The organism is Deinococcus wulumuqiensis R12 (assembly GCF_011067105.1).
Taxonomy (GTDB): Bacteria; Deinococcota; Deinococci; order Deinococcales; family Deinococcaceae; genus Deinococcus; species Deinococcus wulumuqiensis.
On the sequence record NZ_CP049357.1, the window covers coordinates 1049277 to 1075871 of the forward strand.

A 26595-nucleotide genomic window follows, 5' to 3' on the forward strand; every position below is an offset into this window, starting at 1 on the left:
CTTTTTGTCAAATGCTCTAGCGTCCGTCGCGGCGCAGCGCCCCTTCGAGCAGCAGCCCCAGCGCCAGCCGCATCTCGTCTTTCAGGGGGCGCTCGGTGCCGTAGGCCGACCAGCGCAGCGCGACCATCAGGTAGGTGTCGGCAATCAGGTTGCTGATGCGCTGAAGGCTCAGGTCGGTGCGGACGCGGCCTTCCTGATGCAGCGGGCGCAGGATGAGTTCGATGACCTTGCTCAGCGGCAGCGCCTGATACGCGGTGCGGGCACGCTCGGGGTTGGGATTCATGACCTCGTAGGCCAGCGGAGGAAACAGGTCGCGCTCGCGGGTATTCTCGTCGGCCAGGGCGTCCCAGACCTCGTAGAGCACCGTCATGGGGGCCGCGCCCTGCATCAGCCGCTGCTCGGCGAGGTCGCGCAGACGTTCCATCACCTCGCTGCCGTAGTCGAGCAGCACCGCTTCCTTGTAGGGGTAGTAGTTGAAAAAGGTGCCGCGCGACACGTTGCTCGCGCGGGCGATATCGGTGGCGGTGGTCGCCTGGAAGCCGCCCTGTTTGAACAGATCGATGGCGACGTTGTAGATGCGGGCGCGGCGGCGTTCCTTTTGCCGCTCCCGGAGAGAGGAAGAGTCCATGGTTGGCCCCATCCTACGGCAGCCGAGTACAAAATTGAACCCGGCACAAAGGTGAGCCAGGTTCGATTTATTGAGAACGCGGTCTGTCCGTATCCCCTGCCGAGAAGCCACATTCCCTTTGCCATAAGCTCTGGGCCATGAGTCAGGATACTCAGTCGGCCTGCTGCAAAAACCGCGCCACGGTCCCCTCGACCTGCTCGCGCGCCTCGCGGTGGGGGGTGTGGCCGCACTCCGGCAGAATCAGGGCTTCGGCGTGGCCCGACGCACCCTCCACCATGCCGCGCACCTGGGCCAGCGTGCCGAATTCGTCGTCCTCTCCCTGAATCACCAGCAGCGGGCAGACGATCCCGGGCATGTGGCCCGCCACCGACCAGTCACGGAACCAGGGCGCGGTCCAGGTGTCGGTCCAGGCGTGGTAGAGCGCGTCCACCTTGTCACCGTGGTACTTGACCAGCCGGGCGGCGATGTCGGTGCTGGCGTAGTCGCGCACCGCCTGTTCCACCCCCGCCACCGTCGCCGGTTCGTTGAAGATGTGCGCTCCCTCGACCACCACCGCCGTGACCCGCCCGGGAAGCGCCGCTGCCGCGAGCAGGGCGATGGAACCGCCGTCGCTGTGGCCGAACAGGGCCGCCCGCTTCACCCCGCAGGCATCGAGAACGGCGGGCAGCACCTCGCCCGCCTCGTGCAGCAGGTAGTCGCGTTCGCGCGGGCGGTCGAACGGGCCGGATTGCCCGTGCCCCAGGCGGTCATAAATCAGGGCGTCGCGTCCGGTCCGCTCGGCCAGGGCCGCCGGAAAGTCGCGCCAGGTGGCGACGCAGCCCAGCGAGTCGTGCAGAAAGACCAGCGGAGCGCGGGCCGGGGCCGAAGCGTGCCGCAGCCAGCGCCCGGCGACGCGGCGCCCCTGAAGGTCGAGGGTGAAGTCGGTGGACTGGAGCATGGGCGCAGGTCAGGGCAGCGTGTACTGACGGCTGAACAGCTTCAGGTCGGCGTCGTCCACCCGGCGGTCCTGGTTGAGGTCGCCGGTCAGGGTGCCGGTCTTGCCCAGGTTTTCCATCAGGAGGGCGAGATCGGACAGGTCCACCGCGCCGTCGCCGTTGAGGTCGGCCCCACCGAAGCGGGCAGCGGCAGCGGCGGCGGTCCACGCCTTCAGCCCCAGTTCACGCTGCAACTCGGCCCGCACCGCCTCGGCCAGCGGCAGCGGCCCCTGGGGGTTGAACTCGATGCGGCGCTCGCCCCCCACCGTGACCACGCGGGCAGCCACATCGGGATTGAAGGGCGCGGCACTCACGCCCACGCCGCCCAGGGTGAGCGTGCTTCCGCTGGCAGTGTCGAGGGTTACGGGCAGGTCCTTGGTGGACAGCTCGGCGAGGGCCGCCTGCACCGTGCGGGTCAGCAGTTCGCCCTGGGGCCGCAGCTTGACGCCCACCGCGTCCGCATGTCCGAGCAGCGCGGGCAGCAGGGCCGAGAGCAACAGGGTCTTTTTCATCGCATGTCCTTTCATGAGGCGCTTCACTGCGCTCCCCGGGCCGCACGAATCGCGTCACGCAGCGCCGCCGGGTCGGTGATGGGCTTCTCACGGTCGCCCGCCGTCACCTTGCCGCCCACCACCGGATACCAGCCCTGAGAAAAGCCCACCAGCGGGCTGTCCAGGCGCCGGGCGTAGAGCAGGGCCACGCCCTCCTGCCCAGCGGCGAAGGCTGGCAGGTCCTGCGTGCCCTGCAACACGAACAGTGCCGGTTTGCCCTCGTATTGCGGCAGGGTCGCCGGGTCGCCGGCAATCACCTCGGCCACGTCGAGCGGGTAGACCTGATAGGTCACGTCGCCGTCCTTGACCGTCTTGGGGCTGCCCAGGGTGACCCGCACGATGACCTCGGCCCTGTTCGCCTGTTGCGCGAGGGTCAGCGGCGGCGCGGTGGTCGCCTGGGCCGGAAGCGTGGTCACGCCCAGCACACACGCGACGAGCAGGGGAGCCAGGGCGCGGCGTTTCATGCGCCCCCCGTGCCACTGGGCGGCGTTACAGGCGTTACAGGCGGGGTGACGGGAGGCAAGGACGGGGGCAGGGTCGGCGGCACCGTCGGCGTCGGCAGCGCGGGCGAGGGCAGGGGGCTGCCTTCCACCGTGTCGGGTGGGGTGACTGTTTTGGGGTCCGTGGTCTTGGGGTCAGTGACTTTGGTGTCGGCGGCGTTCGGGGCCACGCTTTTCTGGTCGGTCTGCGCCTTCGGGTCAGCGGGCTTTTGCTCGTCCTTGACCGGCTGCTTCTCGCTGGCCTGTCCGCCGGCGGGCTTGGGGGCTTCGCTGCCGGGGCGCTTCTTGTCCACCAGCACCTTGCCTGCGCCGTCACGCGCCTCGTAGCCCAGGGCGTCGGCCCTGAGCGTCACGGCCCCGGCGGGCTTGACGGTAATCAGGGCGATGCGGGCGTCGGGGCGCGGCACGGCGCGGAAACCCAGGTCCACCGTCAGGACACTGCCGCGCTGCTGCCAGAACAGGACGCTGCCGGGGTCGGCGGGCTGCACGCGGATGACCTGCACGTCCTTGCCCAGGTCCCAGCTCAGCCGGGCGGCGCGAACGGTGCGCGGGGCCTGAATGGTGAGCGGAATGCGGGTTTCGCCGCGAATCTCGCCGGGGGGCAAGGTGGGCCGCAGCGCCAGCGGGGGCAGGGCGTCCACGTTCAGGGTGTACTCCTGCACGCGGGTGCTGAGGTTGGCGTCGGTGGCCTGAATGGAAAAGGTGTAGCTGCCCGACTTGGTGGGGGTTCCGCTAAGCACGCCGCCCGAAAACTTCAGGCCCGGTGGCAGCGCGCCTGCCGTGAGGCGGTAGCCGTACGGTCCCACACCCCCGGTCACGCCCACCGCCACGCGGTAGCTCTCGCCCACGTAGGACACGGGCAGGCTGCCCGGCTGAAAGGTCATCACGTCGGCGCGGCTGGTGGTCGAGGTGCCCAGGGTGCCGCTGCCCGCGTTGCCGGTCGAGACCGAGCCGCACCCGGCGAGCAGCGCCGTCAGCAGCGCCGCGCCGAGCAGCCGCCCGCCGGGACCGGAAAGGCCGGAAAGGAGAGGTCGCTGTGCCATACGCCGCAGTCTAGCCGCCGCGCATGAAGGCTCGTGTGACGCCGGGGGCTGACAGATGAAACCGGGGCAGAGGAGCCAGAGGCGAAGCGGCAGGCCAGGTTTTTATCTCCACCCAGTACAAAAAGATTTTCCTTGGGCTATAGGGCGTTTTTGTTGCTCGGATGCCCCCTCACCCCTCGCTATGCGAGGCCCTCTCCCACCAGGGTAGAGGGTCAGAAGCGCATGAAATTCCCCTCTACATTTCCTTGTACCCCGTCGAGATAAAAACCTGGCGGCAGGCAGCAGGGCAGGACGCTGGGGGCGAGAACCACTAGAGCAGTTCTCCGAATTACGTGATGCGCGGAACGGCACCCCGCATCACTCCATTCTCTGCCCTGCTCAGTGTTTTGCACTCGCTCTCTGCGAGCTGTCCCAGTCCGCTCGCCAAAAAGACGCAACGTCTTTTTGTCAAATGCTCTAAGATGGAGGGTGCATGACCCTGTACCGCACTGGCCCCACCGACCCCCTGAGCGACCTGAGAGGAGGGCGACTCGCCGAACTGCAACGGACCTTCGGGGTGCTTCAGGCCGAATTCGAGCGCGGCAGGGCAGCGGGCAGCGAGCTGACGGCGGCTTTTCTGGCCTTCGCCCGGCCCGACCCGGTACTCGGAGAGGCGCTGAGCGAGTGGGAGCGGCGGTTTCCGGTGTCCTACGCGGCGCGGGTGGCGCGGGCGCAGTGGCTGCTGTCCAGGGCGGCGGCGCTGCGCGGGGAGCAGCCGGCCAGCCGCCTGTCCGACCTCGACGGGCGCGGCACGCTGCACCTGCTGGGCGAGGCCGAGGCGGTCGCTCGTCAGGCCCTGCGCCTGAGCGTCAACCCGCTGAGCGCGTGGCTGCTGGTGGGGCAGGCCCGCAACCTGGCCGGTGGGCAACTGAGCCTGGACGACGTACGTTCGGGCCGTTACCCCGACTGGTACGTTCGTCCCCTGGCGCAAAACCCCCGCAGCCTCGCCCTGCGGCAGGTGATGCTCGCGCACCTGCGGCCCGAGTGGGGCGGCAGCGACGAGCAGATGTTCACCTTCGTGCGGCAGCAGGAGCAGGAGGCGCAGCTGGGCGCGGGCGACCGGCACCGGCTGTGGGCCGACTACCACGCCGCCGCCGGACACCACGCGGCGCAGTTTGCGGGCGACCTCGTGGGGGGCGTGGAGCGGGCGCGGCTGGCCGCCGACCTGCACGAACCGCACAGCGCGGGGCTGTTCGCCGCCCTGACCCGCGCCCTGGCCCCCGACCACGAGCGGCAGCGGGCGCTGGAACGCTTTCTGGACGTGGCCGAATTCAACCCGGCGCTGCGGTTGCCCCCCCTGTTCGCCTGGGCGCTGTACAACAGTGACCGCTTTCTGGAACCGCTGCTGCCGCGCGTCACAGCGCTGCTCCTGCGCTGGGCGAACGGGACACCGCAGGGAGGCGCGGGCGACGCGGGGGCCGCGGTCGCTCTGGGCCGCCTGCACCTGCTCGCTCGTCACTGGGCGCTGCCCGACCCGCTGCCGCTGCTGCTGCGGGCGCGGGACGAGGGCAGCCGCGAGGCCGCCGAAACCATCGTGCAGCTTCAGGAAGAGGGGCTGGGGCTGCGGGCCGCGCTGCGCGAAAGCAACATCAAGCGCACCGACGTGCGGCACGCCGCCGAACTCGGCAGCCCGGAGATGTGCTGGCGCATCTACCAGAACTTCGCGCCCTACCGCGAGCAGTTCCGGCTCGAACACTGGCAGCGCGAGCGTTACCTGCTCCGGGCCGCCGACGCCGGGCACAACGGCGCCCGCTTCGAGCTGGCGCAGGCGCTGCGGGCCGGCGCCCTGGGTCTCGGTGAAGACGGTGTGCCGTACCCCATGAACATGCCGCCCACCCAGCGCAGCCTCGACTACGCCCGGCACCTGCTCGAACGCGCCGCCGCCGAGGACCACCCCGGCGCCCTGAACGCCCTGCGCGCCGCCCACGAAAGCGACTGGCACGCGGACACCGCCCGCCGCCTGCGCCGGGGTGCGTAATACGGATTCCGCTTCATTCCTGCACAGTCGGGCCTATACAGTTGGGAAAGCGCCGCCTGTGCATCCATATCGCGTAACCCGTATTTTTTCCTACTCGCATCCGCTCTGCTGCGCAGCTTTGCAAGTCGGATTGAATCTGAAACGACCAGATTCAATCGGAATCCGTATAAGCTTTTCCTGTTTTCTCCTTCCTCTGCGCTTGCCCCGTGCCCTGTTCAGAACTTCGCCCGGAAAAACGTCTCCCCTGTTTTCCTGAGCGGGCATTACACTGGCCGGGTGACTGCCTCCGCGACCAAGTTGCCTTCCGACCTTCAGCTTCCCGCCGTGACCGACCCCCAGACGGTGGACTGGGACAGCATTCCCAGCCCCGCCTTCGTGCTGGACGAAACCCGGCTGCGGCGCAACCTGACCCTGATCGACTACGTGCAAAAGCAGTCGGGGGCGCAGATTATCGTCGCCTTCAAGGGCTTTGCGATGTGGTCGGCCTTTCCGATGCTGCGCGAGTACGGCATCACCGGGGCCACCGCCAGCAGCCTGAACGAAGCGATTCTGGCGAAAGAGGAAATGCAGGGCGAGGTGCATGTGTACGCCCCCGCCTACGCCGACGAGGAATTCCCCAAGATTCTGGAGCTGGCCGACCACCTCGTGTTCAACTCCTTTTCACAGTGGGAGCGCTTCCGGCCCCAGGTCGAAGCCGCTCGGCAGGCCGGGCGTGAAATCCACGTCGGCATCCGCATCAACCCCGAATACGCCGAGGTCGAAACCGACCTGTACAACCCCGCCGGGCCGTTTTCGCGCCTGGGCGTGACCCGCCGCGAGTTCCGCGAGGACCTGCTGGACGGCGTGGACGGGCTGCACTTTCATACCCTGTGCGAAAAGGACTCCGACACGCTGGAGCGCACGCTGGAAGTCGTGGAGCGCAACTTCGGCGAGTTCCTGCCGCGCATGAAGTGGGTCAACTTCGGCGGCGGCCACCTGATGACCCGCGAGGGCTACGACCTCCCCCGCCTGATTCGGGTGGTCAGGGCCTTCCGCGAAAAGCACGGCGTTCACGTCATTCTCGAACCCGGCAGCGCCTTCGGCTGGCAGACCGGCTGGCTATTAAGCAGCGTGCTGGACGTGGTGCATAACGTCAAAAACGCCGCGCTGCTCGACATTTCGGTGTCGGCCCACATGCCCGACGTGCTGGAAATGCCCTACCGTCCCCGGATTCTGGGCGCGGGCGACCCCCCCAGCGACGAGCACCGCGAGGCGCAGGACACGGGCGAGGGCCACCCCTACATCATCGGCGGCACGACCTGTCTGGCGGGCGACGTGGTGGGCGAGTACGTCTTTCCGCACGAACTCCGGCCCGGCAGCCGCGTGGTCTTCGACGACATGATTCACTACACGATGGTCAAGACGACCTTTTTCAACGGCGTCAAGCACCCCGACATCGGCATCCTGAAGGCGGACGGGAGTTACCAGCGCGTCAAGACCTTCGGGTACGAGGAATTCAAGGCCAAGCTGAGCTGAGAGAAGTCGAGCTGAGAGGAAAGGGAGAAGGGCCAGGGGGACAAAACCCTCCTGGCCCTTCCTTTTATCGGCCACCCTCAGAACGGCCAGACCAGCGGAATCACCAGCATGGACACGGCGAAGGCGAGCAGCGTCAGGCCCGCGCCGACGCGCACGAAGTCCATGAAGGTGTAGTGACCGGGGCCGTAGACGAGCATGCACGACGGCTCCAGCGGGGTGATGAACGAGTTGCTCGCCGCCACCGTGATGCCGATGACGAAGGGCCGGGGGTCGTAGCCCAGCGCCTTGGCGGTGCCGATGGCGAGCGGCAGCATGACCAGCGCGGCGGCCTGGTTGCTCATGGGCTGGGTCAGCGCCACCGTGACCACGAACAGAGCGCCGAGCAGACCGTACGGGCCGAGGGGTTCGAGCACACCGGACACCGCCCCGGTCAGTACCCTTGCCGCGCCGGTTTCTTCAAAGGCGGTGCCGAACGCGAGCATACAGGCCACCAGCACGATGACCGGCCATTCCACGCTGCCGTAGGCCTCCTCGGGGCTGATGAGGCGCAGGGCGAGGCTGAGCGCCACCGCCACCACCACCGCCACGCCCAGCGGCAGCACGCCGGTGGCGCCTAGACCCACCGCGCCCAGAAAGAGCAGCAGCGCCAGCGGCGCCTTTTTCAGGTCACTCTGCTGGTCGGTCAGGTCGCCCAGCACGGCGAAGCGGTCCCCCAGGCCCGCCACCTTCTCGGCCTGACCCTGAATCAGCAGCACGTCGCCCACCCGCACGCGCATCTGGCCCAGCCGCTCGGTGGTGCGCTCGCGGCGGTGCAGGGCCAGCACGCTCAGGCCGTAGCGCTCGCGAAAGCGGGACTCGCGCAGGGTGCGGCCCAGCAGCGGCGAGCCGGGCAGCACCACCGCTTCGACGAGGCGCACGCTGGCCCCCGGCGTGACGCCCTCGGCGGCCAGCATCTTCTGCTCGCTGCGGCTGACCACGCCGAGGTTGGTCTTGCCCGCCAGAATCCGCTCGGTGGGGCCTTCGAGGGCCAGGGTGTCGCCCTCCTGAATCACGAAATCGGCCCCCGGCGCGTACCAGGTCTGCTCTTCCCGGCGCACGGCCACCACCGTCAGGCCGTGGTCGCGTCCCAGACCCGAGTCGCGCAGGCTCTGACCGATCAGGGGGCTGCCCGGCGCCACCGTGAGGTCGGCGAGGTAGGCCCGCAGCGTGTCCTCAAGCTGGGCTTCACGGGCAGGCAACAGGCGCGGCGCCACGAAAAAGAGGTAGAGCATCCCGATGATGGCGACCGGCACCCCCACCCAGGCGAGTTCGAAAAAGCCCAGGGGCCGCAGCCCCGTCGCCGGCAGCGCCCCGGACACCACGAGGTTGGTGCTGGTCCCGATGACCGTGATGGTCCCGCCCAGGATGCTGGCAAACGCCAGCGGCATCAGCGAGCGGCTGGCGGGAATCCCGGCGCGGCGCGACAGCCCCGAGACGACCGGCAGAAAAACGGCGGTGGTCGCCGTGTTGGAGGTCAGCGAGCTGACGCCCGCCACCGTCGCGAGCATGGCCCGCAGCATCACGGTGGCGTTGCGGACGCGGCGGGCGAGCGCGTGGCCGATCCACTCGATCACCCCCGCCCGCAGCAGCACCCGCGTCAGGATGAACAGCCCGGCGAGGGTCAGCACCGTGTCGCTGCCGAAGCCCGCGAAGGCCTTTTTGGGGTCCAGCAGCCCGAACAGCAGCAGCGCCGAGAGCAGCCCCAGCGCCGTGACGTCCACCGGCAGCCACTCGGTGGCGAACAGCACCAGCGCGGCCACGAACAGCACGAGAAGGATGGTGACGGGGTCCATACGGCTCCTTGAGGGGTGAGAGGACTCGGGCAGCAGCGGAGAGCAGGGGGAGCGAGAAAAGAAGGAAAGCCGAAGCCGGGGCCTCAGCTTGGCTCGCGGTGACGCACGCGGCGGAGCTTATTCGGCCACCAGTCGCGTCAGTGCCGAGGTCAGCACCGCCACCGCCCGGTCGTATTCGGCCAGTTCCAGGCGCTCCTCGGGCGTGTGGTCCAGCGCCGAGTCGCCGGGACCGTAGGCGAGGGTCGGCACCGACCAGAGTTCGGCCACCACGTTCATGTCGCTGGTGCCGGTCTTGACCTTGAAGGTCGGCGTACCGCCCTGCTCGCGGATGGCGACGCGCAGGGCGCGGGACAGGGCGTTGTCCTTGGGGTGACGCACCGCCGACTCGTGCCCGGTGAAGGTGAGGTCGGCCTCCGTCCCGGCAAATGCCTCCGTGATGGCCGCTTCCGCCTGGTACGGCGCCAGCGCGGGCGGCAGGCGCAGGCCGATGGTGGCCCAGGCCCGCTGCGTCAGTCCGTCGCCCGAGCTGCCGAGGTCTTGCAAGGTCACCTGCACCCGGTCGAAGATGCCGCCGCCCGCCGCGAAGCCCGCCGCCCACTCGCGCACCCGCTGCCAGCCCAGAGTCAGGTCGTCGGCGGCGGAGGTGCCGTCGCCCGCCGTGTGGAAGTTGTCCTTTTCCACCTGAACTTTCGCCACGAGGCGGCCCTTGTACCCCAGGGTCAGCCCGGCCCAGCCGCTCGGTTCGCCAATCAGGACGAAATCGGGCTGGTGCTGACGCATGGCGAAGCGTGCCCCCTTGCTGCTCGGCGCTTCTTCCTCGGTGGCGCCGATGCAGACGAAACGGGCCGCTGTCAGGGCCTCGGCGGGCAGGGCCGCCACCGCCGCGATAAAGGCGCACAGGCTCCCCTTGGCGTCCACACTGCCGCGTCCGTGCAGCACCCCCGCCTCGTCCACCCGCACCGGAATGTCGCCGGGCACGGTGTCCATGTGGCCCAGCAGGGCGACGGTCAACGGCCCCGTTCCCCGCACGCCGACGGCGTTGCCCGCCGCGTCCACCTGAGCCTCAAAGCCGTGCGCGGCCATCCAGTCGCGCAGAAACGCGGCGACGGCCTGTTCCTCACCCGACAGTGAGGGGATGGCGACTGCCTGCCGGACCAGCTCACGGGCGGCGTCCTGCCCGGAAGTCGGGGTCACCCCTGGCGCTCCGGGGCTGCTTCGGGGTGGGGGGCCGGTTCGCCCGGCTGCTCTGCGCTCTCCGGTTCGCTGGGGTCGGCTTCCGCTTCTGTGTCCGCTTCCGTGTCCTCTTCTGGCGCGTCCGGACCGGCGAGCACCGCCGCCTGAATGGTCTGAAGCTGCGTGAGTTCGGCCAAGCTGAGCAGGGCGACGGCGCCCACCACCCCGGCAATCAGCACCCAGAGGGCAAAGAGGCGCTGGGCGTTGAGGAACATCAGCAGCGCGGTGATGACAGCCCCGACAATCAGCACGGCGGCGAGCAGCCGCAGGCGACCCGGCACGCCGCGCACCCGCCCCGCCTGGGTGCCGAGGTCCTGAGGGGTGTAGTGCAGCGGCTCGGGTGCCGCCGGGTGGGGCTGTGGCTGCTGTATCTGGGGCTGAGCGTGCGTCTGCGGCCCGGCAAAGGCGAGGTGGGCCTGCTCCTGCTCTGCCGGCTCACGCTCCGCCGTTTCGTCCTGCTCGGGCGGGAGGGGAAGCGGGGGCGCCGTGACGTGCGGCCCGGTCCCGTGAGCGACGGGCGCGGCGGGTGTGCCCGGAGCCGTGTGGCGCACCGCGCGGATTTCCACCGAGCCGGGCGGGGGCAGGTTGCGCCCCAGCGCCGAGCCGACGGTGCCGCTCAGCCCCAGACCGTTTTCGCGGGGGCCTCGGGCGCCGTCGGCAAGCTGCTCGCGCTGCCCGCCCCGGTTGACGGTGATGCGCGGAGCAGGCCCGGAAAACCGCTGCGTTTCCGTGTCCGGGCGCCGCACCGGGGTCACGCTCACACCCCGGTCAGCGCCGGAGGCCGGGTCAGCACTGGGAAAGCCAACACTGGGAACTGGGCCAACACTGTGAGCCGGCGCCGCAGAACGGGACGGTTCGGGGGGGGCCGGGGCCGCAGTGGTGTGAGCTGCGGCGGCCTGAGCCGGGGCAGGCCGGGGCGCCGGGCGGCTGGGCGCGGAGGGTGCCGGGGTCAGCGGTGGGGGGGTGAGCGACTTGATGCGGGCGGTCACGTCCCGCACCTGGCCGAAAAACTGCTGCACCGCGTCGCCGTCGAACCCGATGAGGCTGGCACTCATCGCCACGCCCGCCGGGGTTTCCACGCGCAGGGTGCCCTCGGCGTCGCTGTGGATGCGTGCGAGGTCACGCAGGGTCACGCGGCGGGTGCCGTGGCTGTCGTGAAAGATCAGGTGCTCCTCGGTCAGAGCGAACAGGCCCGAGCCGCCCTCCAGCGAGGCGAGGGCCGGGCCGCGCAGACCGCTGGCGTTCAGAACCGCTTCCACCCGTTGACTCATGTGCTGGCCTCCTGTCTGCCGGTCTTCCGCAGGCGTCTGTGCTTCTTCAGTGCTTACAGCCTCATCGGTCTGGTCCTGCATCGCCCTGTCCTGCATCGCCCTGTCCTGCATCGTCTGGTCCTGCATCGCCCTGTCCTGCATCGTTTGGGAGGTCATGCCCGTGGCGGCGGCTTCACCTTCACCACTTTGCCCCCCGTCGCTGTGCTCGTCACGCTTCATCGCGGCTCAGCATACCGGGTCTGGTCGGGGGGCCGGGATGGGGGAAAATTCATCGTCCCGCGCCCACCGGGAGAGGGTGCACAGGGGAGGGTCATACAGGGGCAGGCTGCCATGCGCCTTTCCGCTTTCCCCGTTTTCCTTTTGACGGCCCGGTGTGCCGCTAGACTCTGCCCCATGAGTCTTTCATCGCCGCCCGAGCTGCCCAGCGGCTTTATCCGCGCTTCCGACGTGCTGCAAGGGGGCCTGACCCCGGCGCGGGCACGGCACCTCGACCTTCAGCACGGCAACGAGGAACTGCTCTACGGCCTGGACGTGCTGGGGCTGGCCGGGCCGTTCTACCGCGTCTCGCCCTGGGAACTGGAAGACGAGCGCGGCGTGCGGCGCATCAACGCCTGCGGGTACGCCGCGCTGCCGTTCGGGGAAATGCCGCCCGCCATCACCGGCTTCATGCAGGAATTTCTGGAGCACAACCGCGCCATGACGCTGCCGCAGCAGTCGAGCAGTCCCTGGCGGGCGGCGCTGCAAACCAACCTCGTGCGGCTGCTCTCGCGTGAGCTGCCCAGCCACAGTGACAGCCAGGTCTTTTTCTGCTCCAGCGGCACCGAGGCCATCGAGGGCGCCATGAAGTTCGCCAAGGCGTGGCGCCCCGAAGCGCGGCACTTCATTTCCTTCGGCAGCAGCTACCACGGCAAAACCTACGGCAGCCTCAGCCTGACGCCCAACCCCGAGTACCAGGACGTGTTTCGTCCGCTGGTTCCCGGTGCGCTGACCTCGCCCTACGGCGACCTCGACGCGCTGAAGGCACTGGTGCGCCGCGCCGGACCGGACAAGGTCATCGCGGTGGTCGTGGAGCCGATTCAGGGCGAAGGCGGGGTCAACATTCCGCCGCCCGGCTTCCTGCGCGGCCTGGGCGAGTTCTGCCGCTCGCACGGCATCGTCGTGATTGCCGACGAGATTCAGACTGGCCTGGGGCGCACCGGGCACTGGTTCGAGTCGGCGGCGCAGGGGCTGGACCCCGACATCGTGACCCTTGCCAAACCGCTGGGCGGCGGGCTGGTGCCGGTGGGGGCCACCATCGTCCGGCAAGCGATCTACAAGAAGATGCTGGGCGGCCTGAGCAGCAAGCGCCACTCCAACACCTTCGGCGGCGGGGCGCTGAGCATGGCGGTGGGCCTCAAATCCCTGGAATACCTGCTGGAACACGACATGCCTGCCCGCAGCCGCGCCCTGGGCGCCGAGGGCCTGACGCGCCTGCGCGACTTGCAGCGCCGCTTTCCCAAGCTGTTTCAGGAGGTGCGCGGTCAGGGCCTGCTGCTCGCCATGCAGTTTCAGCCGGTGGTCGGGCTGGCGCTGCCGGGCGCGATTCGCGAACTGGTCTACGAAGGCACGGCGATTCTGGCCCTGCGCGAACTTCACGCCGCCCGCGTGATGGCGAACCTCAGCCTGAGCAGCAAGCGGGTGGTGCGCCTCTCCCCCGCGCTCGACATGCCGCAGGAGGTCTTTACCGAGCTGATGGACCGGGTGGAACGCTTCGCGCAGCTCAACCCGTCCTCGCGCCACCTGCTGACCAACACGCCCGCGCCAGTCACCCTCAAACTCGCGCAGTTCGCGGCCAGCAAACCGAAAAAGCGCACGCCGAGCGACGGGTAATACGGATTCCGATTGAATCTGATACGGATTCCGCGATATGGATGCACAGGCGGCGCTTTCCCGACTGTGCAGGAATTAAGCGGAATCCGTATAAGGCGTTCGCTGTTTCCCCAAGCTTCGTTTTACGCCAGCCCACACGCCCGCTGAAGCAGCAGGTGAAGCTCGTCCCGTCCCAGCCGGCGGGGGCGCAGGGTCAGGCCGGAGGGAAGCGCGGCGGGCCGGTCCGGGCGCGGCAGATAGCGGAACTCGGGCCGGGCAATCAGTTCGCGCCCGCTGGTCAGGGCGACGACGAAATCGAGCCGCAGCACGTAGTCGCTGTTCAGCACGTCGCGCAGCGGCCCCGCGTCCCCGGCGAGCAGGGCGACGAGGGCCGGGTGGGGCGCGAAGCCGTCTTCCAGGTCACGCAGCAGCGGCGCGGGGTCGAGCAGCAGTCCGGCGCCGGGCAGCTCGTATCCGGCGATGCGGCGGCGGGCCGTGTCGGGCGAGTCGCCGCGCACTGCGTTGACCTGCCGCCCGGCCCGCGACGCCCCGGCGAGCAGTTGCCACAGCCGCCCCAGGCTGGAGTAGGTCGCCAGTCCCACGTACCCGGCAGGCTTGCCCGCGACAGGCCGGGTGGGGCGCTCGGCGGAAGCAGGGGCAGGGGAAGTCACCCCAGCATTGTGCCAGAGCCGGGGGCGTCCCTCCTGCGCCCTGCCCTATTCGCCCCTGGTCAGCCCCGTGCCCTGGAAGGTGCCTTCCCAGGCGTTGAGGATGCGCCCTTCGCGCACCAGCAGCACCGCCGGGTACGTACCGACCTTGAGCTGGCGGGCAAACTGTTCGGCGTCTGCGCCACGCCAGGGGGTCAGGCCAGCGGGGGCGGGGGTGCTCACGCCCTGCACGTTGACCGCCCGCACCGGCAGGCCGCTTTCCATCACGGCGCCCCACAGCTCGCCCAGGTCGCCGCAGTCGTGGGTGTAGATGACGACCACCTCGCGCCCGGCACTGGGCCAGGGGTGGGGCGGAAGCGGCTCGCCCAGGCGCACGCGGGCGTCGGCCTGCCCTGCGCCGAGCGCCAGCAGCAGCGAGAGCAGCGGCGCCCGCATTCGCCCGGGCCGGGAAACCGACAGGGCGGGTCGTGGAACGCAGTCCGGGCCGGGAAGGTCTGCCATATCCCCCGACTATGCCAGCGCCCCCGGAAGGCCGGATGACGGCCAAGTGAGAAGAACGGCCCACACAAGAGAGCCGCCCGGCACGGGGCGCGGGCGGCTCTCTTGTGTGACGGAGAGGCGCGGGGTCAGGGCTGCGCGGGTTTGGGAGCAGGGGGTGCGACGGGCAGCGGCGCCTGCGGCTTGACCTGCTTGAGCGCGGCGGGGTCAGGCTCCTGGTCGGCCAGCGGCGCGGGGTTGGCGGCGGGCGCGTAGCCGGGAAGCTGCCGGATGTCCACCCGGCGCTGCACCACGTTTTCCGGGGGCGTGAACTCGGTGGCGATGCGGCCCGTGGTCCGGTCGATGTCCACGACCACGGTGTTCGGGTCGCTGGAACCGGGGTCGAAGGACGTTTCGGCGTACTTGGGACCCTCGGGGATGTCCTCGATGGTGGCCTCGGGGGCATTCTTGCGAAAGCGCGGGTCGATGGTCGCCATGTTGACGGTGGGCAGCCAGGCCGGGTCGGGCGAGCCGCCGTACACGATGCCCTGCGGCACGTCGAACTTTCTGGGCGTCAGGCCCTTGTGCGAAAGTTCCATCATGCGGCGCCAGATGGGGGCGCTGATCCAGCCCGAGTAGGAGTTGACCGGCATGTAGCCGCCCTGCTGCTTGCCGACCCACACGGCCCCGGTGTAGACGGGCGTGGTGCCGACGAACCACAGGTCCTTGGGGCCGTTGCTGGTCCCGGTCTTGCCGCCGATGGGCCAGTCACCGAATTTGGCGCGGGTCGCCAGGCCCCCCTGCTGCTCGGTCATGTCGTTGACCACGCCCCGAATCATGTCCAGGCCCACGTAGGCGACCTGTGGGGTCCAGACCCGGGTGGGCAACTGGGTTTCGGTCGCCGCGTCGTACAGCACCTCGCCCCGGGCGGTGGTCACACGCGAGACGTACCGGGGGGGGCGGTACAGCCCACCGTTGACGAAGGGCGCGTAGGACGCCGCCATCTTGACCGGGGTGGTTTCCACCGCGCCCAGTGCCGCCGCGTAGCTGGTGCCCTCGTTGGGCGGAATGTCGAGCTGCTGCAATTTGGCGAAAAAGGTCTTGAGGCCCACCCGGTCGGCCAGCCGCACCGTGACGAGGTTGAGCGAGCGGTCGAGGGCCTCGCGGATGGTCATGCTGCGGTAGGTGGTGTTGCCCTCGAAGTTTTTCGGCTCGTAGCGGCCCGTCGGCGAGGAGGGGTCGGGAAAGCTGATCGGGCCGTCGAACTCGCGGTGGGCCTGGTTCATGCCCTCGGCGATGGCCGTCGTGTACAGCAGCGGCTTGATGGTCGAACCGATCTGGCGCTGGCCCTGCGCGGCGTTGTTCCAGTCGGCGGGCGGCTGGTTGCCGTAGAGCTTCTGGCCGATCATGCCCAGCACTTCGGACGACTTGGGGTCAATCACCACGGCGGCGAGCGTGGCGCCGTAGGGCAGGCCCCGCGCCTCGCGGCTGGCGGTTTCCACCGCGTTCTGGATTTTGGGGTCCAGCGTGGTGTACACGCGCAGGCCACCGGAGCCGTAGACCTTGTCGCGCCCGAAGCGCCGCACGAGTTCGCCCTCCACCTGCCGGACGAAGTGCGGAGCGCGGGTCGAGGTCACCGCCTTGAGTTCCTTGGCACTGGGGTCGGTGAGTTTGGCCGACTTCACGTTGCCCGCGTCGTCGTAGCTGACCGTCCAGCCGCGCGGCTGCAACTTCTCGCGCCAGGCGTTGTCGGCTTGCTGCTGCGTGACCCAGCCGTCCTTGACCATGCGGGCCAGCATCGCCTTGACAGCCGGGCGCACCTGCTCGGCGTAGTTCTCGTAGCGCAGGCGCGGGTTGGGAATCAGCGCGGTCAGGTAGGCGCTCTCGGCCAGCGTCAGGTCCTTGGGGGCCTTGCGGAAATACGCCTGCGCCGCCGCGTACACGCCGTAGAGTTCCACCGGGCCGCCGTCGCCCCAGTAGATGGCGTTGAAGTAGTCCTGCAAAATCTCGGACTTGGTAAACGAGCGCTCGATCTGCGCCGAGAGAATCCATTCCTTGACCTTGCGGTCCGGCGTGCGGGCCTGGTTGTATTCCTCCAGCAGCAGGGTGTTCTTGACAAGCTGGTTGGTGAGCGTGGAGCCGCCCTGAACCTCCTCGCCGCGTGCCAGCCGCTGAAACTGCCGCGCCAGACCGATGGGGTCGAGGCCGTAGTGCTCGAAAAACCGCCGGTCCTCGTTGGCGATCAGGGCACCGACCATGAACGGGCTGACCTCGTCGAGCCGGACGATGGTGCGGCTGACCGCCTGGTCACCGATACGCGGAATCAGTGTGCCCAGCGGGGTGTTGTCGCGGGCGTACACGCGGGTTTCGGCCCCCAGCGAGCGCGTCAGGTTGTCGAGTTCGCGGTAGTCCGGCAGCTCCCGGCCCCACTGGGTCGCGTAGGTGGCCGCCACCCCGGCACCGGCGATCAGCGCGGCGATCACCAGAGACGACAGAAATTTGAGAAAACGCAGGAAGAAAATCAACGCCGGGCCTCCTGGGGCGAGCACACGAAGCGCACAAAGGGCGCGGGGAGCAGACAGTCGAACGAACCGTCACAGACAGGCTCAAGCATACGGGCAGACTCGGGAAGCGAGGGGCGCTCCGTTGGTCCCGTGCCGGAGGAAGAAACGCGAAATACCGGACTCCAGCGGGGGGGCAGACTACAGCGGGGTGAGGGTGCCGCCGCGCCTCGATGAGCTGGTTGACCCGGCTGCGCAGCACCTTGCCCGACACCGGCTTGACCACGATGTCGTCGGCGCCGACCAGCTTGGCCTGGTCGCGGGTCTGGTCGTCGTCCACCGGCGAAAGCAGCAGCACCGCGCAGATGCGCAGCCGCTTGATGCGCTTGACCCGCGAGCAGATTTCGAAGCCGTCCATGTAGGGCATCTTCACGTCGAGCAGCAGCGCGTCGGGGGTGTGGCTTTGCAGGTAGGCCAGAGCGGCGCGGCCGTCCTGCACCGCTACGATTTCGTGCCCGTCCGCCGAGAGAATGACTTCCAGCATGGTCCGGATGGCCGGCTCGTCATCGGCGACGAGAATGGTATACGCCATAACCGCCATGATACCTGCCGCGCCGAGGCCGGGGCAACGCAGGCGCATAGGCCACAAGAAGTATCAGCCGTCGCGCCGCCGTGCCAGCGCGCCGCGCAGCCAGTGCAGGGCGCCCTGCGGCGGCGGCGCCAGCGTCAGCCCCACCTCCGCCGCGATCAGCTCGGCCACCTGCTGCGTGCTGAGTTGCGCGGTGTCGATGTGGGTCCGGAACTGTTCGCCGCGCAGCTCGCGCAGGCGGTCCTCGACCATGCCCACATGCACCTGGGTCTGACCGTCGCGCCGCAGCCGTTCGAGCACCACGCCCAGCGGCGCGGTCAGGGTGAAGTGGTGCACGCTCAGGCCCCGGTCCTTCAGACCGCTCATCAGTCGGCGGTGCCGCGCCGTGTCGCTGATGGACACGGGCACGATGAGCGGCCCGTCCGCCTCCCGGCTCGCGTACTGCAAGGCGTCGAGCATCAGCGGAATCCACATGGGATGCTCCTGCGGGTCGCCGCTGAACCGGGGGGTCAACTTTCGCAGCGCCTGCCCCATCTCCCCGGGTTCAAAGACGAAGCTGCCCGGCAAACGCTCGTGCAGGGCGTGGGCCGCTTGGGTCTTTCCCACGCTGAAGGGGCCGTTGATCCAGACAATAGGAGGGCGCATTCGAATCACCCTAATGCAAGCCCTCTGACCAAATTGGCACGGCGTCACCCCTGGAAAGACCTCATGTTTCCGTTTGCCTCCCGAGGAAAGACTCTAGCTTGCATTCGGAAGCCTATTCTCCCCAGGGGAATGCATTAGGATACCCGGCATGATTGTGGTGAAGGTGGGCGGCAGCAGTGGCATCGATTACGACGCGGTGTGTGTGGACCTCGCGGGGCGCTGGAAGGCGGGCGAACGACTGATTCTGGTGCATGGCGGCAGCGGCGAAACCAACCGGGTGGCCGAGGCGCTGGGGCATCCGCCGAAGTTCGTGACGAGTCCGAGCGGGTACACCTCGCGCTTTACCGACCGCCAGACGCTCGAAATCTTCGAGATGGTGTACTGCGGCAAGATGAACAAGGGGCTGGTCGAGCGCCTGCAACGCCTCGGCGTCAACGCGGTGGGCCTGAGCGGACTCGACGGGCGCATCTTCGAGGGCAAACACAAGGACAGCGTGCGCTCGGTGGAGGGCGGCAAGGTCAAGGTGCTGCGCGGCGACCACACCGGCACGGTGGAACGGGTCAACACCGGGCTGATCGAGCTGCTGCTCGGGGCCGGATACCTGCCGGTCCTGACGCCCCCCGCCGCCAGCTACGAAGGCGTGGCGATCAACGTGGACGGCGACCGCGCCGCCGCGCAGCTGGCCGTCGCGCTCAGGGCCGAAGCCCTGCTGCTGCTGTCCAACGTGCCGGGGCTGCTGCGCGACTTTCCCGACGAGAGCAGCCTGATTCGTGACATTCCGGCCAACGACGTGGAGCGTTACCTGGAGTTTGCCCAGGACCGCATGAAGAAGAAGGTGCTCGGCGCCGCCGAAGCGGTGGCCGGGGGCGTGGGCCGCGTGGTCTTTGGCGACGCCCGCGCCGGAAAGCCCATCTCGGCGGCGCTGTCCGGCGCGGGGACCGTCGTTTCCTGAGTTCCTCGGCTACACTCTCCCCTGCCATGCTCAGCGCCCCCGACCTGCTCGACTTTCTTTCCAGACGCGGCGGACAGGAGTACCGCGCCGCCGCGACCCTTCCGGCGGGCCGGGGCAAGGCGGCGGTCTGCCGGGACGTGGGCGAATACCGCTTTACGGTGCGCGGCGAGAGCGTACAGGCGACCGGCCCCAGTGGGCAGACGCGGCAGCTGACGCGGGCAGCCTTCGGGGAGATTTTCGGGGCCTACCGCTTCCGGGAGCCGGTGGCGACCGGAGAATGGACCGACCTGGGGCCGCTGTTCGGCTAGAGCAGTTCTCCGAATTACGTGATGCGCGGAACAGCACCCCGCATCACTCCATTCTCCGCCCTGCTCAGTGTTTTGCACTCGCTCCGCTCGCCAAAAAGACGTTACGTCTTTCTGTCAAATGCTCTAGAGTGCCCCCGCGCGCAAGCCCCGTACTACAGCAGCTTCGTGCGGCCCAGACTCATCCAACATGAGAGCTTTTCTGTAACAATAGGAAAGTTGCGCCGACAGGTGCACTGCCGCTCCAGAGAACCCCTTTGGCCCGGCTGATTTCGGACTGTTCCCCCTGAACCGTGCCTGCGTCCCGAGGACGGCCACCAGCCCAACGCGCTCAGGCACACGTTTCAGTCAAAGGACGGAGGAGAGAGCATGTTCAACCCCCCCACCCTCGAAGACCTGCGAGAAACCCGGCGCGCCAACGAAAAACTGGTGCTCGCCGCCCTGGAAAGCAAGCCCGAATGGGTCGAAACCGAGCTGGCCAAGACCACCGGGCTGGCGCTCTCGCACCTGCGGGCCGCGCTGGCCAGCCTGCTCGACCAGGGACGGGTGCGCCGCCTGCCCGGCACCGGCACCCGCGCCGTGTACGGTCTGGCCGACCCCGGTCTGGCCGACGTGCCCGCTGGCCCGCTGACCGAGAACGCCAAAAAGGTCCGCGACTACCTCGAAGGCCGCGCCGACTCCGCGCTGTACATGAGCGACCAGCTGCGCCTGACCCGTGAGGAAGTCATGGCCGCGCTGTCGCTGCTCAACGCGCACGGCATGATCACCTGCACCTTCGTGGGCAGCCTGGTCATCTTCCGCCTCAAGGAAGCGCCCGGCACCGTTTCCGAACCCGAAGTGCCGGCCAAAGGCGGGCGCAGCTCGGTCAAGAAGCAGATGGCCTGATACGGATTCCGATTGAATCCAGCAGATTTCTGGATTCAATCCGACTGAAAGGAGTAGGAAAAGATACGGATTTCGCGATATGGATGCACAGGCGGTGTAGTTCCGACTGTGCAGGAATTTAGCGAAATCCGTATGAAGGCCATTCCATCCTCCCCCGGCGGCGCCGAACGTGGCCTGCCGGGGGTTTTGCTGGTCAGGGGCGACGGGAAGCTGACAGCCCGGCTGCTATGCTGCGTCTCATGAAACTTGTGCTGGCCGTTATTCAGGACGCCGACGCGGCGGCGCTGATGCGTGCCCTGTCCGACCAACAGTTCGAAGCCACCAAGCTCGCCAGTACCGGCGGCTTTCTGCGCGAGGGCAACACCACCCTGATGATCGGGGTGGACGACGGGCGCCTCGCGGCCCTTCAGGCCCTGATCGGCCAGACCTGCCGCAGCCGCACCCGGCTGGTTCCCGCACGCGGCCTGACCAGCGAAAACGAAGGCGGCGTCGCCCAGGAACCCGTCGAGGTGCCGGTGGGCGGCGCGGTGATTTTCGTCCTTGGGGTCGAGGATTTCGTCAAGGTGTAGAGGCGGGGAGCATTTCGTTCAGGCCATTCGGGACAGGACGGGGAACATTCCCCCACCCCTGTCCCGAACGGCGCACTTCATGCCCGCTCTGAACAGCAGAGTTCGGACGGCTATTTTTTGTCATACGGGGCTGGGCTTTACTCCGCACATCCGAGGAAAGCGCCCGAATGTGCTCTGCTTCGCAGCTTTGCAAGTCCGCGTCGCCCAGCCCCGTTTTTTCTTCTACTCCCCGCGCTGAAAGCGGGCCTCCGAAGCGGTTCTATCGGCCCTGCGCGGTTCGCTCTGCTCGGAAAAACAGTTTGGATACCCAAACTATTTTTCAAAGCCGTATCAGTCGCGCCCGAACAGCTTGCCGATTTTGCCGAACAGCCCTTCGTGTTCCTCGTGCACTTCGTCGCCCACGGCGCGGGCGTAGGCGCGCAGGGCTTCCCGCGCCTCGGCGTTCAGGTTTTTGGGCACCACGACCTCGTAATCCACGATCAGGTCGCCGCTCCCCGACCCCTGGAGGCGGGGCATCCCCTGGCCGCGCAGCCGGTGCAGTTCGCCGTGCTGGGTGCCGGGCTTGACTTCCACTTCCTGCGGGCCGTCGAGGGTGGGCACCTGGATGCGCCCGCCGAGCGCCGCCGTCGCAAAGCCGATGCGGGCGGGGAAAATCAGGTTTTCTTCCTGGCGCTGCAAGGTGGGGTGGGGTTCCATCTCGATGTGGACGTAGAGGTCGCCGTTGCCGCCCGGTCCCTCGTTGCCCTGCCCCGCCACGCGGATGCGGTAGCCCTCGTCGATCCCTTTGGGCAGCTTGACCTTGACCGGCGCCGACTTGAGGGTGCGCCCGCGCCCCTGACAGACGGTGCAGGGGTCCACCACCATCTTGCCTTCGCCCCGGCAGGTGGGGCAGACCTGCTGGGTCTCGACCACACCGAAAATCGTGCGGGCCTGACCGCGCACCGCGCCCGCACCCTGACAGGTCGAGCAGGTGACGGGAGGCTTGCCGCCGGGTTCGGTACGGCTGCCGTGGCAGTGGTCGCACTCGGTCAGGCGGTCCACCGTGACCTCGACTTCTTCTCCGGCGCGGGCCTGTTCCAGGGTGACGCGCACCTCGGTTTCGAGGTCGTCGCCCCGGGCCGGGCCGCGCCGCCCGCGCCCGCCCATGCCCGCCGCGCCGCCGAAGAGCTGCTCGAAAATGTCCATCGGGTCGAAGCCCACGCCGCCCATGCCCCCCATGCCGCCAAAGGGGTCGCCGCCGGGCATACTCGCCCCAGGCGCCGAGCCGAAGCGGTCGTAGTGGGCGCGTTTTTCGGCGTCGCTCAGGACCGAGTAGGCCTCGCTGACCTGCGCGAACTTCTCGGCGGCCCCTTCTTCCTTGTTGCGGTCGGGGTGCAGCTTGAGGGCGAGCTTGCGGTAAGCACTCTTGATTTCGTCGGCGCTCGCCGTCCGCGACACGCCCAGCAGTTCGTAATAGTCCATAGCGTTTCTTCGCCGGGTCAGCCCCGGCCTCCAGATTCAGGTTAACACGGGGACACTCAAGAAAAGTGGCGCGGGTGTGGTAGGTCCATGCCCCTTCCATGTCCCTCATGCCGCGCTGCTCTACGCTGGGGCCATGCGTTCACTGCTGCGCTGGACCGCCGCGCTCGTCACGGGGGCACTGCTGGGGGAAACGGCCCTGGCCGGAGACTGGCCGGTGGTGCGTCAGGTGAGCTTTTCCGCCGACAGCCGCCGCGTGCTGGTGCTGACCGGGCACGTTCAGGACGGGTCGGGTTTTCCGGAGGCGACGCTGCACCTGCTCGACACCGGCACGGGCCGCACCCTTTCCCGGCAAAGCCTCACGAGTCAGGACCCGGCCGTGACGCCGAGCGACCTGCTCGGGCGCCTGCTGCGGACACAGTCAGCCCGGCTTCAGGCCGCAGGTATCGACCCGGCGCGGGCCAGCAGGCCGCGTTACGTTGCTCCCGCACCGACCTTGCCCCGGTGGTCGGACGCGCTGAAAGCGGGAGAGAGCCGGACACAGCCGGTGTTTCTGTGGTCGCGCCCGGTCCCGTTCGTGCTGAAAGTGCAGCGCACGGCGGCGGCGTGTGCCTTCCCTGACCTGCTGCCCGGCGGTGAGCGGCCCGCCCGGTACACCCTGAGCGTGAACGGACAGGTCGTCTCGGCTCCGGGCGCTCCAGCGGCCCCCTGCGCGGCCCGGTACCTGCTGGAGCGGGTGGACCTGCGCGGCAACCGCGTGCTGGTGACGCTGCGGGCCTACCAGCCCGGCTTCGAGGGACCGACCGCCCTGCCGGTGTTCGTGGCGGCGACGCTGCGCTAGGCGGCAACCCAGGGCGTACCCGGCATGCTTTCTATACTCGGGCCGTGACTTTCCTTCCTCTGAATCTGAGCCGGGTGCCCGGCGTCCTGGGGCGCATCGTGACCGAGCGGGCCGCGGATTACCGGGACGCAGACCCGCACCTCGGCCCGGCCCGGCCCGCGCACCGGCGCTTCGAGGCGGCGCTGCGGCCCGGCGCCGCCGGCAGCACTGTCGAAACGCTGGCGCTGATTGCCGAGGTCAAGCAGGCCAGCCCCAGCCAGGGCGCGATTGCCGCGCTCGACCCGGCGCAGGCGGCGCGGGCCTACGCCGAGGGGGGGGCCTCGGCCATCAGTTGCCTGACTGAGCCGCGTCACTTCGGGGGCAGCCCGGAAGCGCTGCGGGCGGTGGTCGCTGCCACCGAGTTGCCGGTGCTGCGCAAGGACTTCGTCGTTCACCCCGCCATGCTGCGCGAGGCCGCCGAGTGGGGCGCGAGCGCGGCGCTGCTGATGGTCAGCGTGGTGGGCGAGCGCTTGCCCGAGTTTCTGGACATGGCCGAGCATCTGGGTCTGGACGCGCTGGTGGAGGTCCACGACGAGCGCGAGCTGGACATGGCCCTCGCTGCCGGGCCGCGCATCCTCGGCATCAACAACCGCGACCTGACCACCCTCCACATCGACCTCGCCGTCAGCCCGCGCCTGATGGCCCACGCCCGCGCCGCCGGGTTCGGCGGGGTGCTGGTGGCCGAAAGCGGCTACCGCACGCCCGCCGACCTGAGGGGGGTCTCCGGCCTGGCCGACGCCGTGCTGGTGGGCACCTCGCTGGCGGGCAGCGGGGACCTGGCGGGAGCGACGCGGGCGCTGCTGGGGCGCTGAGCGGGCGCCCGCGCCGAGCTGCTCGCCGCTCTCATGGGCGGTGGGGTATGCTTTTTGCCGCATGACTCGACTCGACAAGCCCGCCAAGCCCGCGCCCAGCACGCTGGAAAAGCTCTGGAAGGAACTGCTGGAACCCATCGTGTTCGCGGTGGTGATTACGCAGTTCGTGGCGACCCTGGTGGGCGTGGACGGCAACTCGATGCTGCCGGGCCTGCGCAACCGCGAGCGCGTGTTCGTTCCCAAGTACGAAACCTGGCTGCACAAGGCCGGGGTGGGCAGCTTTCAGCGCGGCGACATCCTGATTTTCAAGCCGCCCGCCGAGGCCGCGCAGAAAATCGGCAACCTCAACCGCAGTTTTTACGGGCTGTGGACCTACCGCCCCTTTCTCATCAAGCGGCTGATCGGCGTGCCGGGTGACCGGATTCGCATTTCCGGCGGCGAGGTCTACCTCAACGGCGCCAAGCTCGACTCGAGCTGGACCACCGCCTACTGGCAGGCGCAGGGCTGCTGGGACACGGGCAGCGACCTGGCGACCCAGGCCACCTCGGGCCGCGCCGGGGTGCTGCCCGACCAGCCGGAATTCACCGTGCCCGCCGGCACCTATTTCGTGATGGGCGACAACCGCACCGTCAACGGCTCGGAGGACTCGCGCATGTTCGGACCCGTACCGCTGCGGGACATCGCGGGCCGCGCCGCCGCCGTCGTGTGGCCCATCATGCGCAAGAGCAACGTCAAGTACGACTGCACGGCGGAAACGGTAAGCGAACTCTCGGGCCAGAACGAACTGAACTGGCGCGTGCTGACCCGTCCGGCGGGCTTCGGCGCGGTGCCTGCCCAGACCGCTCCCTGAACCGTCCGGCCCACATACCAGCAGAAGCTGGCGCCCCGGCGCCGGCTTTTTTGTTGCGCTCCGCCGCCGTACCCAGACGGGTCACGGACAGCGGGACGGTCTGGCGACTACACTGACGACCGTTCGTCTTCCCAGTTTCCGTTTTCCGTTCAGGGCCGCTCCCGGCCCGGAGGTGTCTATGTCCGAAGCTGTCATCGTCTCCACCGCCCGCACTCCCATCGGCAAGGCCTACCGGGGCTTTCTGAACGACACCCACGGCTCCGACCTCGGCGCCCACGCCGTCCGGCACGCGATTGAGCGGGCAGGCGTCTCGCCCGAGGAAATCGAGGACGTCATCATGGGCGCCGGCAACCCCGAGGGCGCCACCGGCAGCAACATCGCCCGGCAGATCGCGCTGCGGGCCGGGCTGCCCGTCGGCGTGAGCGGCATGACCGTCAACCGGTTTTGCTCCAGCGGGCTGCAAACCATCGCGCTCGCAGCGAACAGCGTGATGACGGGACAGGGCGACGTGTTCGTGGCCGGGGGGCTGGAAAGCATCAGCCTGACCCAGAACGAACACGCCAACAAGTACCGGCTGCGCGGCGAGTGGTTGACCGAGCACAAACCTGAAATCTACATGCCCATGCTCCAGACCGCCGAAATCGTGGCGCAGCGTTACGGCATCTCGCGGCAGGCGCAGGACGAGTACGCCTACGAGTCGCAGAGGCGCACCGCCGCCGCGCAGCAGGCGGGCAAGTTCGACCACGAAATCGTGCCGATGACCGCCACCATGAAAGTGCAGGACAAGGCCACCGGCGACATCAGCGAGCAGGAAGTCACCCGTAAGCTCGACGAGGGCAACCGCCCCGACACCACGCTGGAAGGCCTGTCCAAGCTCAAGCCGGTGGTGGAAGGCGGCGTCATCACGGCGGGCAACGCCTCGCAACTTTCCGACGGCGCGGCGGCGGTGGTGGTCATGAGCGGCGACCTCGCCCGCGAGCGGGGGCTGAAGCCCCTGGGCGTGTTCAAGGGCTTTGCCGTCGCGGGCTGCGAACCCGACGAAATGGGCATCGGCCCGGTGTTTGCGGTGCCCAAGCTGCTCAGGCGCCACGGCCTGACGGTGGACGATATCGACCTGTGGGAACTGAACGAAGCGTTTGCCGTACAGACGCTGTATTGCCGCGACCAACTCGGCATCGACCCCGAAAAGTTCAACGTCAACGGCGGCGCCATCTCGGTCGGGCACCCCTACGGCATGAGCGGCGCCCGCCTGACCGGGCACATTCTGCTGGAGGGCCAGCGCCGGGGGGCCAAGCATGTCGTCGTGACCATGTGCGTGGGCGGCGGCATGGGCGCGGCGGGGCTGTTCGAAGTGCTCTGAACCGGGGCCACGCCGGGGGCGGAGGGCGCAGACCCGCTATCCTCACCCCCATGCTGCTTTGGCTTGTGGTGGCTTTTATTCTCGTCAGTGCCAGCGGGGTCCTGTACCTCACCCTCGGCCCACTCAAAACGGCGGCCAACGTGAACACCTTGCGGGCGTTTGCCGCCGTGCAGTACCTCTGCGCCGCGATTCTGGCCGGGGCGCGGCTGCTGGGGAAGGCCTGAGACTGGAC

The 26595-nt window shown here is 68.7% G+C and carries 25 protein-coding genes and 1 pseudogene; 12 read left to right on the forward strand and 14 right to left on the reverse strand.

What is annotated here, in order from left to right:
- Positions 1-16 precede the first annotated feature (16 nt).
- The 5 genes from G6R31_RS05305 to G6R31_RS05325 all read right to left on the reverse strand — a co-directional run bounded on the left by G6R31_RS05305 (position 17) and on the right by G6R31_RS05325 (position 3696).
- The gene (locus G6R31_RS05305) at positions 17-628 is read right to left on the reverse strand and encodes a TetR/AcrR family transcriptional regulator (RefSeq protein ID WP_017870412.1); all 612 of its coding nucleotides are present in this window, start codon (positions 626-628) and stop codon (positions 17-19) included.
- Positions 629-779: 151 nt separating this feature from the next.
- Positions 780-1565, reverse strand: a complete 786-nt coding sequence (locus G6R31_RS05310; protein ID WP_017870413.1) for an alpha/beta fold hydrolase — start codon at positions 1563-1565, stop codon at positions 780-782.
- 9 nt (positions 1566-1574) lie between these two features.
- The gene (locus G6R31_RS05315) at positions 1575-2114 is read right to left on the reverse strand and encodes a dockerin type I domain-containing protein (protein ID WP_017870414.1); all 540 of its coding nucleotides are present in this window, start codon (positions 2112-2114) and stop codon (positions 1575-1577) included.
- A 23-nt stretch (positions 2115-2137) separates the two neighbouring features.
- A complete protein-coding gene (locus tag G6R31_RS05320; RefSeq protein WP_017870415.1) occupies positions 2138-2617 on the reverse strand; it encodes a hypothetical protein in 480 nt (159 codons plus the stop codon).
- Entirely contained in the window at positions 2614-3696 is a 1083-nt protein-coding gene (locus G6R31_RS05325) for an Ig domain-containing protein (RefSeq protein WP_017870416.1), read from the reverse strand. Before G6R31_RS05325 ends, G6R31_RS05320 begins: the two co-directional genes overlap by 4 nt.
- Before the next feature lie 472 nt (positions 3697-4168).
- On the opposite strand from G6R31_RS05325, the gene G6R31_RS05330 reads away from it, so the two are divergent.
- Together G6R31_RS05330 and nspC are read left to right on the forward strand one after the other, a co-directional pair.
- Complete coding sequence (locus G6R31_RS05330) at positions 4169-5713, forward strand: hypothetical protein (RefSeq protein WP_017870417.1); 1545 nt, start codon at positions 4169-4171, stop codon at positions 5711-5713.
- A 276-nt stretch (positions 5714-5989) separates the two neighbouring features.
- Positions 5990-7228, forward strand: coding sequence for a carboxynorspermidine decarboxylase (gene nspC / locus G6R31_RS05335; RefSeq protein ID WP_017870418.1), 1239 nt, complete (start codon positions 5990-5992; stop codon positions 7226-7228).
- A 77-nt stretch (positions 7229-7305) separates the two neighbouring features.
- Here nspC and G6R31_RS05340 read toward each other — a convergent pair whose 3' ends face one another.
- From G6R31_RS05340 to G6R31_RS05350, 3 genes are all read right to left on the reverse strand, one after another.
- Complete coding sequence (locus G6R31_RS05340) at positions 7306-9060, reverse strand: SLC13 family permease (RefSeq protein WP_017870419.1); 1755 nt, start codon at positions 9058-9060, stop codon at positions 7306-7308.
- Positions 9061-9177: 117 nt separating this feature from the next.
- Entirely contained in the window at positions 9178-10254 is a 1077-nt protein-coding gene (locus G6R31_RS05345; RefSeq protein ID WP_017870420.1) for a [LysW]-lysine hydrolase, read from the reverse strand.
- Entirely contained in the window at positions 10251-11783 is a 1533-nt protein-coding gene (locus G6R31_RS05350) for a hypothetical protein (RefSeq protein WP_025566976.1), read from the reverse strand. The genes G6R31_RS05345 and G6R31_RS05350 overlap by 4 nt, the downstream gene beginning before the upstream one ends.
- 174 nt (positions 11784-11957) lie before the next feature.
- On the opposite strand from G6R31_RS05350, the gene G6R31_RS05355 reads away from it, so the two are divergent.
- On the forward strand, positions 11958-13433 hold the full coding sequence (locus G6R31_RS05355; protein ID WP_017870421.1) for an aspartate aminotransferase family protein: 1476 nt from the start codon (positions 11958-11960) through the stop codon (positions 13431-13433).
- A 122-nt stretch (positions 13434-13555) separates the two neighbouring features.
- Here the strand turns inward: G6R31_RS05355 and G6R31_RS05360 are convergent, their stop codons facing one another.
- The 5 genes and pseudogenes from G6R31_RS05360 to tmrD all read right to left on the reverse strand — a co-directional run bounded on the left by G6R31_RS05360 (position 13556) and on the right by tmrD (position 18301).
- Complete coding sequence (locus G6R31_RS05360; RefSeq protein WP_017870422.1) at positions 13556-14083, reverse strand: hypothetical protein; 528 nt, start codon at positions 14081-14083, stop codon at positions 13556-13558.
- A gap of 45 nt (positions 14084-14128) precedes the next feature.
- Positions 14129-14515, reverse strand: coding sequence for a hypothetical protein (locus G6R31_RS05365; RefSeq protein WP_017870423.1), 387 nt, complete (start codon positions 14513-14515; stop codon positions 14129-14131).
- A 191-nt stretch (positions 14516-14706) separates the two neighbouring features.
- Positions 14707-17082, reverse strand: a complete 2376-nt coding sequence (locus G6R31_RS05370; protein WP_017870424.1) for a transglycosylase domain-containing protein — start codon at positions 17080-17082, stop codon at positions 14707-14709.
- Between the two features lie 196 nt (positions 17083-17278).
- A pseudogene (locus G6R31_RS05375) lies at positions 17279-17659 on the reverse strand (response regulator); the annotation flags it as partial.
- Between the two features lie 54 nt (positions 17660-17713).
- The gene (gene tmrD / locus G6R31_RS05380) at positions 17714-18301 is read right to left on the reverse strand and encodes a putative tunicamycin resistance ATP-binding protein TmrD (protein WP_152423603.1); all 588 of its coding nucleotides are present in this window, start codon (positions 18299-18301) and stop codon (positions 17714-17716) included.
- A gap of 139 nt (positions 18302-18440) precedes the next feature.
- Between tmrD and G6R31_RS05385 the strand changes: the two genes are divergently transcribed.
- The 4 genes from G6R31_RS05385 to G6R31_RS05400 all read left to right on the forward strand — a co-directional run bounded on the left by G6R31_RS05385 (position 18441) and on the right by G6R31_RS05400 (position 21003).
- Entirely contained in the window at positions 18441-19244 is an 804-nt protein-coding gene (locus tag G6R31_RS05385) for a [LysW]-aminoadipate kinase (RefSeq protein WP_017870427.1), read from the forward strand.
- Between the two features lie 26 nt (positions 19245-19270).
- Positions 19271-19552: a hypothetical protein gene (locus G6R31_RS05390; RefSeq protein WP_017870428.1), complete on the forward strand. Its 282-nt coding sequence runs from the start codon at positions 19271-19273 to the stop codon at positions 19550-19552.
- Between the two features lie 366 nt (positions 19553-19918).
- Positions 19919-20434, forward strand: a complete 516-nt coding sequence (locus G6R31_RS05395; protein ID WP_164993965.1) for a transcription initiation factor IIE subunit alpha family protein — start codon at positions 19919-19921, stop codon at positions 20432-20434.
- A gap of 239 nt (positions 20435-20673) precedes the next feature.
- Positions 20674-21003 carry a cyclic-di-AMP receptor gene (locus G6R31_RS05400; protein ID WP_025566981.1) on the forward strand — a complete coding sequence of 110 codons (330 nt, stop codon included), beginning with the start codon at positions 20674-20676 and terminating at the stop codon, positions 21001-21003.
- 330 nt (positions 21004-21333) lie between these two features.
- Here G6R31_RS05400 and dnaJ read toward each other — a convergent pair whose 3' ends face one another.
- A complete protein-coding gene (gene dnaJ, locus G6R31_RS05405; RefSeq protein WP_017870431.1) occupies positions 21334-22464 on the reverse strand; it encodes a molecular chaperone DnaJ in 1131 nt (376 codons plus the stop codon).
- 133 nt (positions 22465-22597) lie between these two features.
- On the opposite strand from dnaJ, the gene G6R31_RS05410 reads away from it, so the two are divergent.
- The 5 genes from G6R31_RS05410 (at position 22598) to G6R31_RS05430 (ending at position 26587) form a co-directional block, all read left to right on the forward strand.
- Positions 22598-23302, forward strand: coding sequence for a DUF2259 domain-containing protein (locus G6R31_RS05410; RefSeq protein WP_017870432.1), 705 nt, complete (start codon positions 22598-22600; stop codon positions 23300-23302).
- Positions 23303-23346: 44 nt separating this feature from the next.
- Positions 23347-24153, forward strand: coding sequence for an indole-3-glycerol phosphate synthase TrpC (gene trpC / locus G6R31_RS05415; protein WP_025566983.1), 807 nt, complete (start codon positions 23347-23349; stop codon positions 24151-24153).
- Positions 24154-24214: 61 nt separating this feature from the next.
- Complete coding sequence (lepB, locus tag G6R31_RS05420; RefSeq protein ID WP_017870434.1) at positions 24215-25003, forward strand: signal peptidase I; 789 nt, start codon at positions 24215-24217, stop codon at positions 25001-25003.
- A gap of 178 nt (positions 25004-25181) precedes the next feature.
- On the forward strand, positions 25182-26363 hold the full coding sequence (locus G6R31_RS05425; RefSeq protein WP_017870435.1) for an acetyl-CoA C-acyltransferase: 1182 nt from the start codon (positions 25182-25184) through the stop codon (positions 26361-26363).
- Between the two features lie 50 nt (positions 26364-26413).
- Complete coding sequence (locus G6R31_RS05430; protein WP_017870436.1) at positions 26414-26587, forward strand: hypothetical protein; 174 nt, start codon at positions 26414-26416, stop codon at positions 26585-26587.
- Positions 26588-26595 lie beyond the last annotated feature (8 nt).

What these genes read in the sequence shown, in the direction of transcription:
- G6R31_RS05305 (WP_017870412.1), bottom strand. Translation starts at nt 628, where the DNA reads ATGGACTCTTCCTCTCTCCGGGAGCGGCAAAAGGAACGCCGCCGCGCC.
- G6R31_RS05310 (WP_017870413.1), bottom strand. Translation starts at nt 1,565, where the DNA reads ATGCTCCAGTCCACCGACTTCACCCTCGACCTTCAGGGGCGCCGCGTC.
- G6R31_RS05315 (WP_017870414.1), bottom strand. Translation starts at nt 2,114, where the DNA reads ATGAAAAAGACCCTGTTGCTCTCGGCCCTGCTGCCCGCGCTGCTCGGA.
- G6R31_RS05320 (WP_017870415.1), bottom strand. Translation starts at nt 2,617, where the DNA reads ATGAAACGCCGCGCCCTGGCTCCCCTGCTCGTCGCGTGTGTGCTGGGC.
- G6R31_RS05325 (WP_017870416.1), bottom strand. Translation starts at nt 3,696, where the DNA reads ATGGCACAGCGACCTCTCCTTTCCGGCCTTTCCGGTCCCGGCGGGCGG.
- G6R31_RS05330 (WP_017870417.1), top strand. Translation starts at nt 4,169, where the DNA reads ATGACCCTGTACCGCACTGGCCCCACCGACCCCCTGAGCGACCTGAGA.
- G6R31_RS05340 (WP_017870419.1), bottom strand. Translation starts at nt 9,060, where the DNA reads ATGGACCCCGTCACCATCCTTCTCGTGCTGTTCGTGGCCGCGCTGGTG.
- G6R31_RS05350 (WP_025566976.1), bottom strand. Translation starts at nt 11,783, where the DNA reads ATGAAGCGTGACGAGCACAGCGACGGGGGGCAAAGTGGTGAAGGTGAA.
- G6R31_RS05355 (WP_017870421.1), top strand. Translation starts at nt 11,958, where the DNA reads ATGAGTCTTTCATCGCCGCCCGAGCTGCCCAGCGGCTTTATCCGCGCT.
- G6R31_RS05365 (WP_017870423.1), bottom strand. Translation starts at nt 14,515, where the DNA reads ATGCGGGCGCCGCTGCTCTCGCTGCTGCTGGCGCTCGGCGCAGGGCAG.
- G6R31_RS05385 (WP_017870427.1), top strand. Translation starts at nt 18,441, where the DNA reads ATGATTGTGGTGAAGGTGGGCGGCAGCAGTGGCATCGATTACGACGCG.
- G6R31_RS05390 (WP_017870428.1), top strand. Translation starts at nt 19,271, where the DNA reads ATGCTCAGCGCCCCCGACCTGCTCGACTTTCTTTCCAGACGCGGCGGA.
- G6R31_RS05395 (WP_164993965.1), top strand. Translation starts at nt 19,919, where the DNA reads ATGTTCAACCCCCCCACCCTCGAAGACCTGCGAGAAACCCGGCGCGCC.
- G6R31_RS05400 (WP_025566981.1), top strand. Translation starts at nt 20,674, where the DNA reads ATGAAACTTGTGCTGGCCGTTATTCAGGACGCCGACGCGGCGGCGCTG.
- dnaJ (WP_017870431.1), bottom strand. Translation starts at nt 22,464, where the DNA reads ATGGACTATTACGAACTGCTGGGCGTGTCGCGGACGGCGAGCGCCGAC.
- G6R31_RS05410 (WP_017870432.1), top strand. Translation starts at nt 22,598, where the DNA reads ATGCGTTCACTGCTGCGCTGGACCGCCGCGCTCGTCACGGGGGCACTG.
- lepB (WP_017870434.1), top strand. Translation starts at nt 24,215, where the DNA reads ATGACTCGACTCGACAAGCCCGCCAAGCCCGCGCCCAGCACGCTGGAA.
- G6R31_RS05425 (WP_017870435.1), top strand. Translation starts at nt 25,182, where the DNA reads ATGTCCGAAGCTGTCATCGTCTCCACCGCCCGCACTCCCATCGGCAAG.
- G6R31_RS05430 (WP_017870436.1), top strand. Translation starts at nt 26,414, where the DNA reads ATGCTGCTTTGGCTTGTGGTGGCTTTTATTCTCGTCAGTGCCAGCGGG.